This is a genomic window from Nocardioides sp. Root122 (genome assembly GCF_001425025.1).
In the GTDB taxonomy this organism is placed as follows: Bacteria; Actinomycetota; Actinomycetes; order Propionibacteriales; family Nocardioidaceae; genus Nocardioides.
This window is the reverse complement of sequence record NZ_LMDE01000011.1, coordinates 321,097-335,272: the sequence shown is the minus strand read 5'-3', so window position 1 is coordinate 335,272 and position 14,176 is coordinate 321,097. Positions and strand designations below refer to the sequence as shown.

At 72.3% G+C, this 14,176-nt stretch carries 13 protein-coding genes; 10 read left to right on the top strand and 3 right to left on the bottom strand.

Annotation, left to right across the window (positions count from 1 at the left end; translation table 11 throughout):
- Window positions 1-394 precede the first annotated feature (394 nt).
- From ASC64_RS14435 to ASC64_RS14425, 3 genes are read left to right on the top strand one after another with little or no spacing between them, the layout of a single operon-like run.
- Window positions 395-2,560, top strand: a complete 2,166-nt coding sequence (locus tag ASC64_RS14435) for a hydantoinase/oxoprolinase family protein (protein WP_056908223.1) — start codon at window positions 395-397, stop codon at window positions 2,558-2,560.
- Complete coding sequence (locus ASC64_RS14430; RefSeq protein WP_082550492.1) at window positions 2,557-4,554, top strand: hydantoinase B/oxoprolinase family protein; 1,998 nt, start codon at window positions 2,557-2,559, stop codon at window positions 4,552-4,554. The genes ASC64_RS14435 and ASC64_RS14430 overlap by 4 nt, the downstream gene beginning before the upstream one ends.
- A gap of 2 nt (window positions 4,555-4,556) precedes the next feature.
- Window positions 4,557-5,234 carry an SDR family oxidoreductase gene (locus ASC64_RS14425; protein WP_056908222.1) on the top strand — a complete coding sequence of 226 codons (678 nt, stop codon included), beginning with the start codon at window positions 4,557-4,559 and terminating at the stop codon, window positions 5,232-5,234.
- Here the strand turns inward: ASC64_RS14425 and ASC64_RS22125 are convergent.
- Entirely contained in the window at window positions 5,231-5,371 is a 141-nt protein-coding gene (locus ASC64_RS22125; protein WP_156385209.1) for a hypothetical protein, read from the bottom strand. The two genes, ASC64_RS14425 and ASC64_RS22125, sit on opposite strands and share 4 nt — an antisense overlap.
- 56 nt (window positions 5,372-5,427) lie before the next feature.
- Between ASC64_RS22125 and ASC64_RS14420 the strand changes: the two genes are divergently transcribed.
- Both ASC64_RS14420 and ASC64_RS14415 read left to right on the top strand, forming a co-directional pair.
- Window positions 5,428-6,759 (top strand): lanthionine synthetase LanC family protein, encoded by a 1,332-nt coding sequence (locus ASC64_RS14420; RefSeq protein ID WP_056908221.1) that lies wholly within the window; start codon window positions 5,428-5,430, stop codon window positions 6,757-6,759.
- 147 nt (window positions 6,760-6,906) lie between these two features.
- The gene (locus ASC64_RS14415; RefSeq protein WP_056908220.1) at window positions 6,907-7,812 is read left to right on the top strand and encodes a hypothetical protein; all 906 of its coding nucleotides are present in this window, start codon (window positions 6,907-6,909) and stop codon (window positions 7,810-7,812) included.
- A gap of 132 nt (window positions 7,813-7,944) precedes the next feature.
- On the opposite strand, the gene ASC64_RS14410 is transcribed toward ASC64_RS14415, so the two are convergent.
- A complete protein-coding gene (locus tag ASC64_RS14410; protein ID WP_200937772.1) occupies window positions 7,945-8,589 on the bottom strand; it encodes a response regulator in 645 nt (214 codons plus the stop codon).
- Window positions 8,586-9,551, bottom strand: a complete 966-nt coding sequence (locus ASC64_RS14405; RefSeq protein WP_200937771.1) for a sensor histidine kinase — start codon at window positions 9,549-9,551, stop codon at window positions 8,586-8,588. The genes ASC64_RS14410 and ASC64_RS14405 overlap by 4 nt, the downstream gene beginning before the upstream one ends.
- Before the next feature lie 68 nt (window positions 9,552-9,619).
- Between ASC64_RS14405 and ASC64_RS22120 the strand changes: the two genes are divergently transcribed.
- The 5 genes from ASC64_RS22120 to ASC64_RS14380 all read left to right on the top strand — a co-directional run bounded on the left by ASC64_RS22120 (window position 9,620) and on the right by ASC64_RS14380 (window position 14,160).
- Complete coding sequence (locus ASC64_RS22120; RefSeq protein ID WP_056908219.1) at window positions 9,620-10,168, top strand: SPFH domain-containing protein; 549 nt, start codon at window positions 9,620-9,622, stop codon at window positions 10,166-10,168.
- Window positions 10,165-10,662, top strand: coding sequence for a TrkA C-terminal domain-containing protein (locus tag ASC64_RS22115; RefSeq protein ID WP_056908218.1), 498 nt, complete (start codon window positions 10,165-10,167; stop codon window positions 10,660-10,662). Before ASC64_RS22120 ends, ASC64_RS22115 begins: the two co-directional genes overlap by 4 nt.
- Window positions 10,659-11,951, top strand: coding sequence for an SLC13 family permease (locus ASC64_RS14390; RefSeq protein WP_056908217.1), 1,293 nt, complete (start codon window positions 10,659-10,661; stop codon window positions 11,949-11,951). The genes ASC64_RS22115 and ASC64_RS14390 overlap by 4 nt, the downstream gene beginning before the upstream one ends.
- A gap of 92 nt (window positions 11,952-12,043) precedes the next feature.
- Entirely contained in the window at window positions 12,044-13,003 is a 960-nt protein-coding gene (locus ASC64_RS14385) for a carbamate kinase (RefSeq protein ID WP_056908216.1), read from the top strand.
- Between the two features lie 50 nt (window positions 13,004-13,053).
- A complete protein-coding gene (locus ASC64_RS14380; RefSeq protein WP_056908215.1) occupies window positions 13,054-14,160 on the top strand; it encodes a ring-opening amidohydrolase in 1,107 nt (368 codons plus the stop codon).
- The last annotated feature ends 16 nt before the right edge of the window (window positions 14,161-14,176 follow it).

Sequence of the window (14,176 nt, the reverse complement as noted above, 5' to 3'; positions counted from 1 at the left end):
GCCCTCCACGACGGGCATAGAACTCTCCCTACGCAGCCCCGCAAGGGGAGGCGGGATGGCTCCGGAAGGAGGGTCCGCACGACGGGAACCGGTTCGCCGGGGATCGTCGCAGGCACCGGGTGATGCGGTGGCTGGGGCCGGACCGAGGGAGTGATCGACCGGGAGCATCACCACGACCGGTCACCAGATGAGCTGGACGCTTCGGCGACCTGCACATCGCCCGAAGGGCCCTTGCCGCTCATACCGGCGAGGGCCCTTCACCTTTCTCCGCACCGGCCCCTCAGCAACGGTGGCGACGCGCCCGCGACCCACGGCAAGGATTGCCGGAGAACGAGCGGTTCGTCGGCAATCTCTGCCGTGGTGGTCGCTACGGCGCCCCAGTTGAATCGTCCCCATGACGCAGGACGCGACGCCCGGTTCCACTCAGCGGCGGATCAGGATCGGCATCGACACCGGTGGCACGTTCACCGACGTGGTGGCATTCGACGAGGACTCCGGGGAGCTGGTCACCACCAAGACCCCGAGCACGCCGGGCAACCCCGCCGACGGCTTCATCGCCGGCATCGAGAAGATCCTCGACATCGTCGGGGCCACGGGCAGCGACATCAGCGCCGTGTCGCACGGCACCACGGTGGCGACCAACAAGCTCCTCGAGGGCAAGGTCGAGGCGCTCGGCTTCATCACCACCGAGGGCTACGAGTTCATGCTCGAGATCGCGCGCCAGTCCGTGCCCGACGGCTACGGCAACTCCTACTTCTGGGTCAAGCCCGACCGCATCGTGCCGGCCGACCGGGTCCGCACCGTGGGCGGTCGCCTCGACTTCACCGGCACCGAGATCCGGCCCTTCGACGAGGACGCCGCGGTCGCTGCGGCTCGCTGGTTCCGCGACCAGGGCATCACCACGATCGGTGTCTGCTTCCTGCACGCCTACGCCAACGACGACCACGAGCTGCGGATGCGCGAGATCCTGCGCCGCGAGCACCCCGACGCGGTGGTGTCGATCTCCAGCGAGGTGCTGCGCGAGTACCGCGAGTACGAGCGCGCGATGACCACGCTGGTCGACGCGGCGGTCAAGCCCAACGTCAGCCGCTACGTCACCAACATCTCCGAGCGCCTGCTCAACTTCACCGGCAACGAGATCCCGTTCTACGTGATGAAGTCCAACGGCGGCGTGCTGTCGGCCGACGAGGTCGTCCACCAGCCCATCACGACCGTGCTGTCCGGTCCGGCGGCGGGCGCGCTCGGTGCCGCGCTGATCGCCAAGGTGGCCGGCTTCCCGAAGATCCTCACCTGCGACGGCGGTGGCACGTCGACCGACGTGTCCGTCGTCCTCGACGGGGAGCCGACCCTCACGACCGAGGGCACGGTCGGCGCCTACCCCAGCAAGATCCCGATGATCGACGTGGTGACCGTCGGCGCCGGTGGTGGCTCCATCGCCTGGCTCTCGCCCGAGGGCACGCTCAAGGTCGGGCCGCACTCGGCCGGTGCCGACCCCGGCCCGCTCTGCTACGGCAAGGGCGGCACGCAGCCGACGATCACCGACGCCCACGTGACGCTCGGTCGGATCCCTCCCCACCTGCTCGGCGGCGAGATCCCCCTCGACGTCGACGCGGCCCGCACCGGCATCGCCGACCTCGCGGAGCAGCTCGGCCTCGACTTCGAGACCTGCGCGACCGGGATCCTGGAGATCTCCGCCTGGAACCAGGCCAACGCGCTGCGCCAGGTGAGCGTCAAGCGCGGTCTCGACGTGCGCGACTTCATGCTGACGACCTTCGGTGGCTCCGGCTCGCTGCTGGCCTGCCGGCTCGTCGACATCTTGGACCTCGCGGGCGTCGTCGTACCTCCCAACCCGGGCAACGTGAGCGCCTTCGGACTGCTGACCGTCGACGTGAAGAACGACTACGTGCAGACCCACGTCGCCAAGGAGTCCGCGCTCGACCACGCGGCCGTGCAGGCCGTCCTCGACGACCTCACCGACCGGGCCCGCGAGGCGCTCGAGAAGGAGGGCTTCCCCGCGGCCGAGCACCGCTTCCAGCGCACCATCGACGTCCGCTACGTCGGCCAGGCCTTCGAGGTGCGGGTTGCCGCGCCGGAAGGCGTCGTGGACGAGGCCTACGTCGCCCAGGTCGCCGAGACCTTCCACGCCGACCACCGCCAGCTCTACGGCTACGACTTCCGCGGCGACAGCGACCAGCAGGTCGAGTGGGTCAACCTCCGCGTCACCGGCATCGGCCCGATCACCCGACCCGAGATCAAACGAGCACCCTCCGCACCGACGGAGTCGGGGCGGAGCGGGCTTGTGCAGCCTCGCAGCCGCTTGCGGCAAGAGGAGCTTGTGCCGCAACACGCCGTCCGCGGCCGCCGCCCGGTCTGCTTCGACGCCGGGCAGGGCTACGTCGACACCCCCGTCATCTGGCGCCCCGACCTCGGTGCCGGCGACAGCTTCAGCGGCCCCGCCATCGTCGAGGAGTTCGGCTCGACGATCCCCGTCCATCCCGGCTTCGAGGTCGTGGTCGACGACTGGGCCAACCTCGTGATCCGGAAGGAGTCGGCCCGATGACCGACCTCAGCACCCGCGCAGTGGACCCGGCGTACGTCACCGCCAAGCCCGTCAACCCGGCCGGCCTGCCGACCGCCTACGAGCACGGCGGCCGCCTGACGGCCGAGGGGACGACGGTCGACCCGATCCTGGTCGAGATCGTCCAGGGCACGCTGGCCAGCGTCGAGATGGAGGTGGAGACCGCCATCGGTCGCACCAGCCGCTCGCCGATGATCCGCGACGCGCACGACTTCCGCGCCGGCATTCACGACCGCCAGCTGCGCAAGCTCACCGGCCGCTCCTACAGCGCGCTCGTGCACCCGATCGTGCGCGACTACCCGATCGCGGAGATGCGTGAGGGCGACGTCTTCTTCCACAACGACGTCTACGAGTCCGAGGGCGGCATCGGCCACCTGCCCGACCTGTGCGTCACCGTGCCGGTCTTCCACGACGGCGAGGTCGTCGCCTTCGTCCAGGCCTTCGGCCACCACGACGACATCGGCGGCGCGGTCCCCGGCTCCATGCCCAGCAACGCCACCACCGTCTACGAGGAGGGCCTGGCGGTCCCCCCGATCAAGCTGTGGGACGCCGGCGTGCCCAACAAGTCGGCGCTGCGGATCATGACCCGCAACTCGCGGATGCCCGACAGCCTCGCGGCCGACCTCGACGCCGAGTGCTCGGCCTGCCTGATGGGCGCGCGTCGCCTCGGGGAGCTGTTCGAGCGCTACGGACGCGACGCGATCGAGGCGTCGTTCGACGCGATCCTCGACGCCACGACCGAGACCTACCGCCGCGAGATCCTGTCCAAGATCCCGGACGGCACCTACGTCTGGGAGGACTACGCCGAGCACGACGGCGTCGACGAGCCGCAGCTGCACACGCAGCGGATCACCCTGACCAAGGTCAGCGACGCCCCGGCCGACCCCGAGAACGGTCGCCCGGCCGGTCCGCGCCTGATCATCGACTTCACCGGCACCAGCGCGCAGGCCAAGGGCCCGATCAACCACTGCGGCGACTACGTCGGCGGCAACTTCCTCAAGAAGTGGCTCGCCCCGATCCTGCGCAACCTCGCCGACACCCCCGAGCGGATGGCCGAGCTCGACGTCAACGAGGGCATCGTGCCGCTGATCGAGATGCGCTTCCCGGAGAAGGGCACGCTGCTCACCCCGATCCACCCGGGCCCGACCAACGCTCGCACGTTCGTGATCCTGCGGCTGCTCGGTGTCCTCGCCGGCGTGGTGGCCAAGGCCGTCGACGGCAAGATGCCGGCCGACCAGGAGACGATCCGCTACACCGGCGTCTACGGCAAGGACCTCGACGGCAACGACTACCTCATGCGTGAGGTGCTCGGCGGCGGCTCCGGCGGGCGCTACTACGCCGACGGCGAGGACACCATCCACGTCGTCCCCGACTCGCGCAACCTGCCGACCGAGTTCACCGAGTCCCGCTTCCCGTTCATCGTCGAGCGCCTCGGCCTGGCCCAGGACTCCGGCGGCGCGGGGGAGTACCGCGGCGGGCTCGGCTACGAGAAGCACATCCGGATGCTCAAGGACGCGCACTTCATGTCCATCGCCGACCGTTCGATCCTGGCCTGCTGGGGCGTGCGCGGCGGCAAGGCCGGCTCGCCGTTCCAGGTCGTGATCGACCCGGGCGGCCCGGACGAGCGTGAGGTCGACGCCCTCGCCGACGCCGAGGTCGTCAAGGCCGGCCAGGTCGTGCGGATCCGTACGACGGGTGGCGGCGGCTGGGGCGACCCGCTGGCCCGCGACCCCGAGCTCGTCGTCCGCGACGTGGTGTGGGGCAAGGTGTCGGCCGGGGCCGCGCTGAGCGACTACGGCGTGGTGCTCACCGGTTCGACCGACGCCGGCGACCTCGGCTTCGACGCGGCCGCGACCTCCGCGGAGCGCTCGTCGCGGGCCGCGTGGAGCCGCGAGGACGACGCGTTCTTCGACCGTGGACCGGGCTTCTCCTCGCTCGCCGACGGCGCCGCCTTCGCCGAGGTCGACCGGATCTGACCATGACGGCACGCGTCGCGGTCATCGGTGGGCACGGCAAGACCGGGCGTGCCGTCTGCGACGCGCTCGCCACCCTCAACGTGGGGACGCTGCCGCTGGGCCGGGCCGACTGGCCCGACCTGGCGGCAGCGGTGTCCGGCTGCGACGCGGCATACGTCATCGCGCCCAACCTGCACCCCGACGAGCCGGCGTACGTCGCCGCGGCTCTCGACGCGCTGGCGGTCGCGGGCGTGCGCCGCGTCGTCCACCACTCGGTCGCCTCGCCCTACGCGCCCGCGATGCCGCACCACATGGGCAAGGCCGTCAGCGAGGACCTGGTCCGCCGCTCCGGGCTCGACTGGACGGTCCTGCAGCCCGGCGCCTACCTGCAGAACCTCGACCTCACCGGCGCACTCGACCTGCCCTACTCCCCGGACGTGCCGTTCGGCTTCCTCGACCTCGCCGACCTCGGTCGCGCGGCCGCCGTGGTCCTCACCGAGCCCGGCCACGTCGGCGCGACGTACGAGCTCGCCACGCGCGTCGCGACCGTGCGGGAGCTGGCGTCCGAGGCGGGCGTGGAGGTCCGCAGGGTGCCTGACCCCGGCACCCATCCCTGGCTGACGGCCATGTTCGCCTACTACGACGCCCACGGCCTGCCCGTCGGCACCCGCGTGCTCGACGCGCTGCTCGGGCGGAGCTAGCCGAGGAAGGCGATCAGCGCGACCACGCCGAGCAGGAGCAGCAACACCGGCAGCAGCAGGAACGCGTCCTGCGTGTCGATGATCTTCGGGCGTTCGTAGTGCTCGCCGTACTTCTCGAGCCGTCGTCGACTGGCCATGGCAACCCCCGCTGCGTCGTGTGCGGTCACGATAGCCGCGGTGCCATGATCGGCGGGTGACGACTCCCGAGCAGTACGCCGACCTGGGTGAGGCCGCCTGGCGCTGGGTCCTCGACCAGGTCCGGTGGGACGACGCCGGTCCGTGGATCCCCGAGTCCGTGCCGCACCAGGACGGGCCGCCCGAGGACCGCGACGGCATGCACTCCGGGATCGGCGGGCTCGCCCACGTGCTGGCCGAGGTCCGGCAGGCCCGCGCATGGACCGAGGAGGAGTCGCGCCTGGCTGACGCGATCGCGACCCGGATCCGCTCGCGGCTGCCCGCAGAGACGGGGTACTCGTACTTCGACGGCCTGGTCAGCCACCTGGGCGTGCTCTCCGCGCTCGGTGCCGACGGCTCGGACGCGGCGATCGCCCGCCTGGCCGAGCTCCGCGGCGACGACGGCTGGGAGCAGCCGTGGATGGAGCCGCCGCGCTTCCCGCCCCACACCCGGGTCAACGACGCCACCCTCGGCACGGCGGGCAACCTCCTCGGCGCGGTGTGGGCGCACCGCCACGGCGTGCCGGACGCCACCGAGCTGGCCCACCGCACCGCCGACCTGTTGCTCGCCGAGGGCGAGCCCACCGAGGCGGGCACGAACTGGCCCTTCGTGCCGGCGCGCTTCACGGAGGCGGTGCGCGCCGAGCGGGGCGACATGCAGATGCCCAACTGGTCCCACGGACTGGCCGGCATCGCCGCCGCGCTCGCCGTCGCGGGCGCGGAGCTCGGCCGCCCGGAGCTGGTCGACGCCGCCCGCAGCGGCGCCGAGCACCTCGTCACCCTCGGCGACACGCACGACGACGGCTTCGTCGTGCCGCACGTCATCCCGCGCGACCCCGACATGGACGAGGTCACCTACACCTGGTGCCACGGCCCGACGGGCACCTCCCTGCTCTTCACGGCCCTCGAGCACGCCGGCGTCGACGCGGTTGCGGGGGAGACCCCCGCCCAGTGGCAGCGCCGGTGCCTGCACAGCCTCCGCACGTCCGGGATCCCCGGGCGCCTGCGCCCCGGCTTCTGGGACAACGACGGTCGCTGCTGCGGCACGGCGGGGGTCGGTGACGTCGTCCTCGACGCCTGGCAGCGGCGCGGGGTGGCGGACGACCTCGCCTTCGCGCAGGTGCTCGGCGACGCACTCGTCGAGCGCGCCCTGGTGGACCGCGACCGGGCGTGCTGGCGGTTCACCGAGCACCGCAACGACGACCCGCTGCTTCCTCCCGGCGTCGGGTGGATGCAGGGCACCGCAGGCATCGCGGCGTACCTCCTGCGCCTCGCGCGCGTGCTCCGCGAGGGGCGTACGACGCCCGCCGTGCCGCGCCTCGACACCTGGTGGAACCTGCCCCAGTCCTGACCGAGGCGTTCCGCACGTGCGGCGGTGGTGACCCTCGGAATGACGACGCAGGGGCCAGATGCGCCGCACGTGCGCGATCCGGGCGGCGCACGTCACGATCGGGCAACAGCGCTTGCGCGGCCCGGTGGCCGACCCGATGCTTCCGGCATGGGACGGGGGATCGTGTTGGCGCTGCTGCTCGCCGCCGCGCTGACGGGCTGCGGTGACGCGACGAGCAGCCAGGGGGCACCGGGCGTCCCGGCTGCCTCGCCGACAGCCGCGTTGCCGGCGGACGGCCCGGTCCGGACCGTCACGATGATCTTGGACGACGGCGACGGTCCGGTGATGTGCCTGGCCGGTGCGGCGTGGGCGACGCCGCCGGAGTGCGACGGTCCCGCGGTTGGCGCTTGGGACTGGGACGACCACCCCGAGGCCGAGTCCGCCGGTGGCGCCCGGTGGGGCTCGTACGTCGTGCAGGGCACGTGGGACGGGACGACTCTCGCCGCGACGGAGGCCCGCCCGGCGACCGAGGATGACTGGCCCGACGACACCACTGACTTCAGCACGCCCTGCGACGAGCCTGCCGGCGGCTGGGCCGTCGTCGATCGCGCGATCACGACCGAGTCGGCACAGCGAGATGCGAACCGGGTCGCCGAGGCGCTGCCCGACTACGGCATCGCTTGGGGGGACCAGTCGATCAACCCGGCATGGCCCGGCTGGGAGGACTCCGGCGAGCCCTCGCTCGAGATCGAGATGGCCATGAACGACCCCCGCTACACGATCCTCAACGTCGGTGTCACCGACGACCTGGAGCGCGCCGAGGCCGCCCTCCGCGAGGTGTGGGGCGGCCCGCTCTGCGTCACCCGGGTCGCCAACACCGAGGCCAGGCTGAAGCAGGTCGTGGAGGACCTGCGCGACCTCCCAGGCAACCTGACGCCCCAGTTCGGCACGATCAGCAACCGTGTCGACCTGCCGGTCGTCCACGACGACGGCTCCATCCAGGCCTGGGTCGACGAGGAGTACGGCGCGGACGTCGTCGAGGTGACCTCGGCACTGGAGCCGGTGGCGCAATGAGCCGCGTCCTGCGCGGCGAGCCCCACCCTGCCTGACACCGCCGCTCGCACGTGCGGCGGTAGTGGCCCCCCGGAACGGTTCCGCAGGGCCAGAAGCGCCGCACGTGCGCGATCCGGGCGCCCCCGGCGCGGATCAGGGCTCGATGAGCCCCGCCCGGATGGCGTACCGCGTCAGCTCGACCCGGTCGCGCATGCCGAGCTTGCCGAGGATGTTGGCACGGTGGCCCTCGACGGTCTTGAGCGCGATGTGCAGGTCACGGGCGATCTCGCGCGACGAGCGGCCCTCGGCGATGAGCTTGATGACCTGGTCCTCGCGGGCGGTGAGCACGGAGGCGGGCACGCGCTCGCCGCGGCGCAGCCGGTCGAGGTAGTCGCGGACCAGGGTGCTCTCGGCGCCGGGGTAGAGGAAGGTCTCGCCGCGCATGGCCGCGCGGCAGGCGCCGACGAGGTCCTCGTCGGCGACCGACTTCAGGACGTAGCCGCTCGCCCCGGCCTTGAGCGCACCGAAGAAGTACTGCTCGTTGTCGTGCATCGAGAGCATCAGGATCTTGGGCGGCTCCCGCCGCCGGGCGATCTCGGCGGCGGCCTGCAGGCCCGTCATCCGCGGCATCGCGATGTCGAGCACGACGAGGTCGACCTCGGTGTCGCGCACCCGCTCCACCGCCTCGGCGCCGTCCGCAGCCTCGGCGACGACCGCGAGGTCGGGCTCCTGCTCGAGGATCAGCCGAACGCCGCGGCGCACCAGGGTGTGGTCGTCGGCGAGCAGGATCCTGATCACGCCGGGCCTCCCACCGGGACCTTGAGCCGCACCGTCGTGCCGTGCCGCGGCCGGCTGATCACCGACAGCTCGGCCCGGACCAGCGCGGCCCGCTCGCGCATCCCCATCAGCCCCGACCCGTCGGTGAGGCCCTCGAAGCCGCGCCCGTCGTCGCGGACCTCCAGGACGACGCTGTCGCCGAGCTTCTGCAGCGACAGCTCGACGGCCTGCGCGTCGGCGTGCCGGGCGGCGTTGGTCAGCGCCTCCTGCGCCACCCGGTAGACGACGACCTCGGCCTCGGGGCTGAGCGCGGGCAGGCCGGGAGCGAACGTGCGCCGCACCGACGCCGCGCTGTGGTCGGCGAAGTCCGTGGCCAGTGCGGCGAGCGCGCTGGCGAGCCCGAGGTCCTCCAGCACCCCGGGGCGCAGCCGCCGCGCCACCCGGCGTACGTCGTCGAGGCCGGCGCGGGCGCTCTCCCGCACCGCGCCGAGCTCTGGCACCAGCTCGGCCGGCGCCAGCCGCTCGAGCTGCTTGAGCCCGAGGAGCACGACGGTGAGGCTCTGCCCGACCTCGTCGTGGAGCTCCTGGGCGATGCGGTGCCGTTCGGCCTCCTGGGCCGCGAGCGCGCGGGCGTCACCGGCACGCCGCTCCTCGGTGAGCCGGGCCATCAGCCCGTTGACGCCCTCCGCGATCCCGCGCACCGGCCCCCACCCCTCCTCGGGCAGCCGGGTGGGTGCGAGGTCGTCGATCCCCTCGAGCCGGGTGATCAGCCGCTGCAGGGGAGCGAGGGCCCACCGGATCAGCAGCGCGTTGGTCAGGAGCATCACGGTCAGCCCGAGGACGATGACCACGATCTCCGACGGCACCGGGTCGGCCGACACGCTCGCCGGGGAGAGCACCAGCACCAGCGCACCGACGACGAAGACCACGCCGTTGATCAGGCAGACCGTCCAGAACAACGGCAGGTGGGTGGGCACGCGCATGCGGTCACCCTCCCAGATGGGGTCCAGCCCCCATGGGTTCCGCGGTCCGCAGTCCCAAGACTGGCGGCATGCCCCCACCGGACGAGAACACCGCCGTCGACCCCACGGGCGCCGCGTGGGTCGTCTGGCTCGTCATCGTCGGCCCGGGACTGCTGTACGTGACCTTCACGTGCGTACGCCGGGTCGGTCCCGGCGAGCTGGCGCTGGTCGTGCGGCAGGACCGCGTCGTGCGCGCGCGGCGCAGCGGGTTCCTCGCGCGCTGGCCGGTCCTCGAGCAGTTCGAGGTGCTGCCCACCGGGCCGCAGGTCCTCCCGCTGGTCGTCCGCTCACGCACCCGCGACGGGGTCGACGTGGTGGCACTGGCCGACCTGACGCTGGAGGTGCGGCGCGTCCAGCCGGGGCAGGACTTCGTGCCGACCGACGACGTGGTCCGCGTCGCGGAGGAGACGGTCGGCACCGCGCTCCGGCGGCTGGCGGTGGGCACCCTGGTCGACGACCTGGAGGCGCTGCAGGACCGGTGGCCCGAGCAGGTGAACCGCGCGCTCCCGGCGGGGACGGTGGCCACGGCCGTCGCAGTGACCGAGGTCGAGGCGCGGCTCACCGGAGGCACCCGATGAGCGACCCGCCGTACGTCCTCGAGGTGGCCGTGTCGGTGGCCCTCCTCGCGTCGGCGATCGGCTTCGCGATCGGCCTGGCGGTCGGCCGCGGCCGGCAGCCCCGGTGGCAGGAGAAGGGCAGCTTCGTGCACAAGGTGTCGATCGGCTTCGCCACCCTCGACCGGCTCGACGCGGTGCTGCTCCGCTTCGAGGTCGAGCCCGGTTCGCGCCTGTCCGGGGTCGAGATCGGGGAGCTGCGGCTGCCCGGCGGCTCGGCGGTCGCGCTCGTCACCCGCGGCAGCGAGGTCCTCGTGCCGGAGCCGCGCAGCGTGCTGCGGACCGGCGACCAGGTGCTCGTCGTCGCCGCGCGCGGGCAGGTGGCCGAGGTGGAGGACCGGCTGCGCTCGGTGAGCCGCTACGGCCGCCTGGCCGGCTGGGCCGAGGACCTGGACGAGTGGTCCGGCTCCGCCCGTGCGTACGGCGTGCGGCGTCGTGCGAAGGCAGGGGCGCCGTGATCCTCACCTCGGCCGCGCTGGCCGTCTTCATCGTCAGCTATGCCCTCATCGCCACCGAGCGGGTGCACCGCGTGGCCGCCGCGCTCGGCGGGGTCGCCGGCATGGTCGTCCTCGGCGTCGTCGACGCGGAGACCGCGTTCTTCGAGGAGCGCACCGGCATCGACTGGAACGTCATCTTCCTGCTGTTCGGGATGATGATCATCGTCGGCGTCCTCAAGCAGACCGGGCTCTTCGAGTTCCTGGCCCTCTGGGCGGCGAAGAAGTCGGGCGGGCATCCCTACAAGCTGCTCGTGCTGCTGGTGCTGGTCGGCGCCGCCGTCGCGCCGATCCTCGACAACGTCACCTGCGTGCTCCTGGTCGCCCCGGTGACCCTGTCGGTGTGCCGCCGGTTGTCGCTGCCGTCGGCGCCCTACCTGATCTCGCTCATCCTCGCCTCCAACATCGGCGGCATGTCCACCCTGATCGGCGACCCTCCCAACATCATCATCGGCAGCCGGGCCGGGCTGAGCTTCGACGACTTCCTCGTCCACTCGCTGCCGCTGACCGTGATCCTGCTCGTGCTCTTCGTGGTGATGGCCCGCTGGCTGTTCCGCGAGGACATGCAGGTGATGGGCGACGTGCACGGCCTCGACGACCTGCGGCCCGCCGACGCGATCACCGACGTGCGGATGCTGCGCCGCTCGCTGGTGGTGCTGTTCCTCGTGATGGTCGCCTTCAGCCTGCACACGGTCCTGCACCTCGACCCCTCGGTCGTGGCGATGATGGGTGCCGGCGCGACCGTGCTGGTCTCCCGCACCGAGCCCGAGGAGTTCCTCGAGGAGGTGGAGTGGGGGACCCTCGCGTTCTTCATGGCCCTGTTCGTGCTCGTCGGCGCGCTCGTGCAGGTCGGTGTCATCGGGGCGATCAGCGAGTGGGCGGCCGAGGCGATGGGGGACCGCGAGCTGCTCGGCGCGACGGCCCTGCTCTTCGGCTCGGGCGTCGTGGGCGCCTTCGTCGACAACATCCCCTACACGACCGCCACCGTGCCGGTCGTCGAGGAGATGGTGGCCGGCACCGGCGCCACCGGTGCGGACAGCCCGCTGTGGTGGGCGTTCGTCTTCGGTGCCGACCTCGGTGGCAACGCGACCGCCGTGGCGGCCGGGGCCAACGTGGTGGTCCTCGGCATCGCCGCGAAGGCGGGGGAGCCGATCAGCTTCTGGGGCTTCACCAGGTACGGCGCCGTGGTGACGGTCGCGACGCTGCTGGTCGCGTGGGTCTACGTCTACCTGCGCTACTTCGCGCTCGCCTGAGGCGTCCCTTGGCAACACCTGCCCAGCGTCGTACGCGCTGCTGACAACTGTTGCCGGTGGGCCGCGTGTCGCGCATCACTACGGTTGCGTCCATGAGGGTCCTGCTCGCACTCGGCGGAAACGCCATGACGAACGACGACGGCCGGGCCCGTCCCGAGGACCAGATCGCCGCGGCCGAGGTCGCGATGGCCGCGGTCGCCGGGCTGCTCGAGCACGACCACGAGGTCGTGATCACCCACGGCAACGGGCCGCAGGTCGGCAACCTCCTGGTCAAGAACGAGCTCGCCGCGGCCGTCGTGCCGCCGGTCCCGCTCGACTGGTGCGGCGCGCAGACGCAGGCGACCCTGGGCTTCGTGCTGATGGACGCCCTCGACCGCGAGCTCGCCCTCCGCGGCGTCGAGCGCCGCAGCGCCGCGCTCGTCACCCGCACCCTCGTCGACGCCGACGACGAGGGCTTCACGCGCCCCACCAAGCCGATCGGCCGCCACCTGCCCGAGGCCGAGGCGAAGGTCCTGATGGGCCACGGCGAGACGTGGGAGGACCGCGGCGAGAAGGGCTGGCGGCGTGTGGTCGCCTCACCCGAGCCGCGCGAGATCCTCGACGCGCCCGCCGTGCTCGCGCTCATCGAGGCCGGGTTCGTGGTGGTCGCCAACGGCGGCGGGGGCATCCCGCACGTACGCCGCCCGGACGGCTCGCTCGCCGGCGTCGAGGCCGTCATCGACAAGGACCTCGGGGCCGCGCTGCTGGCCGGGACCACCGGCGCCGACGTGCTCGTGATCGCCACCGACGTGCCCAACGCCGTCGTCCGGTGGGGCACGCCCGAGGCGGAGCCGCTCGGCACCCTCACCGTCGAGGAGCTCCGGGCCTACTCGGCCGAGGGCCACTTCGCGTCCGGCTCGATGGGTCCCAAGGTCGACGCGGTCTGCCGCTTCGTCGAGACCACCGGCAAGCGGGGCGTCATCACCAGCCTCGACCAGATCACCGCAGCGGTCGCCGGCGACGCCGGCACCGTCGTCGTACCCGCTTCGTCCTCGACCGCTCTCGGTGGTTGAGGTGCGAGCGCAGCGAGCCTCGAAACCCATCCCGAAAGGAAAGTGCTGACATGCCCAGCGCCATTGAAGTCCGCAAGGTCCCGATCCACTCCGTCGCCGACGCCTCCGAGCTGACCAAGCTGATCGACGAGGGAGTCATCGCGGCCGACCGCGTCTTCGCGATCATCGGCAAGACCGAGGGCAACGGCGGTGTCAACGACTACACGCGCATCATCGCCGACCGCGCCTTCCGCGAGGCCCTGGTCGCCAAGGGCGCCGACCCCGAGCAGGTCAAGGGCGTCCCCATCGTGTGGTCGGGCGGCACCGACGGCGTGATCAGCCCCCACGCGACGATCTTCGCGACCACCGACGTCGCCGAGGACGACCCGTCGCGCCAGGAGATGCGGCTCACCGCCGGCTTCGCCATGAGCGAGCCGCTCCTGCCGGAGGAGATCGGCTACACCGCGATGATCGAGAAGGTCGCCGCCGGCGTGAAGGTCGCCATGGAGCGTGCGGGCATCACCGACCCCGCCGACGTGCACTACGTGCAGACCAAGACCCCGCTGCTGACGATCCACACCATCCGTGACGCCAAGTCGCGCGGCAAGACCGTGTGGACCGAGCACACCCACGAGTCGATGGACCTCTCCAACGGCGCCACCGGCCTCGGCATCGCCGTCGCCCTCGGCGAGATCGAGATGCCGACCGACGCGGACGTGATGCACAACCGCGAGCTCTACTCCTCGGTGGCCTCGTGCTCGTCGGGCGTCGAGCTCGACCAGGCTCAGATCGTGGTGGTCGGCAACGCGACCGGCGTCGGCGGCAAGTACCGCATCGGCCACTCGGTGATGAAGGACGCCCTCGACAGCGACGGCATCTGGGAGGCCATCCGCTCGGCCGGCCTCGACCTGCCGGAGCGGCCGCGCACGAGCGACCTCGACGGCCGGCTCGTCAACGTGTTCCTCAAGTGCGAGGCCAGCCAGGACGGCATGGTCCGCGGCCGCCGCAACGCCATGCTCGACGACTCCGACGTGCACTGGCACCGCCAGATCAAGGCCACCGTCGGCGGCGTGACCGCTGCCGTGACCGGCGACCCGGCGGTCTTCGTCTCGGTGTCCGCGGCCCACCAGGGTCCCGAGGGCGGCGGCCCGGTCGCCGCCATCGTCGACCTGTCCTGACCTCCTCGGACGGTCC

What these genes read in the sequence shown, in the direction of transcription:
- ASC64_RS14435 (WP_056908223.1), top strand. Translation starts at nt 395, where the DNA reads ATGACGCAGGACGCGACGCCCGGTTCCACTCAGCGGCGGATCAGGATC.
- ASC64_RS14430 (WP_082550492.1), top strand. Translation starts at nt 2,557, where the DNA reads ATGACCGACCTCAGCACCCGCGCAGTGGACCCGGCGTACGTCACCGCC.
- ASC64_RS14425 (WP_056908222.1), top strand. Translation starts at nt 4,557, where the DNA reads ATGACGGCACGCGTCGCGGTCATCGGTGGGCACGGCAAGACCGGGCGT.
- ASC64_RS22125 (WP_156385209.1), bottom strand. Translation starts at nt 5,371, where the DNA reads ATGGCCAGTCGACGACGGCTCGAGAAGTACGGCGAGCACTACGAACGC.
- ASC64_RS14415 (WP_056908220.1), top strand. Translation starts at nt 6,907, where the DNA reads ATGGGACGGGGGATCGTGTTGGCGCTGCTGCTCGCCGCCGCGCTGACG.
- ASC64_RS14405 (WP_200937771.1), bottom strand. Translation starts at nt 9,551, where the DNA reads ATGCGCGTGCCCACCCACCTGCCGTTGTTCTGGACGGTCTGCCTGATC.
- ASC64_RS22120 (WP_056908219.1), top strand. Translation starts at nt 9,620, where the DNA reads ATGCCCCCACCGGACGAGAACACCGCCGTCGACCCCACGGGCGCCGCG.
- ASC64_RS22115 (WP_056908218.1), top strand. Translation starts at nt 10,165, where the DNA reads ATGAGCGACCCGCCGTACGTCCTCGAGGTGGCCGTGTCGGTGGCCCTC.
- ASC64_RS14385 (WP_056908216.1), top strand. Translation starts at nt 12,044, where the DNA reads ATGAGGGTCCTGCTCGCACTCGGCGGAAACGCCATGACGAACGACGAC.
- ASC64_RS14380 (WP_056908215.1), top strand. Translation starts at nt 13,054, where the DNA reads ATGCCCAGCGCCATTGAAGTCCGCAAGGTCCCGATCCACTCCGTCGCC.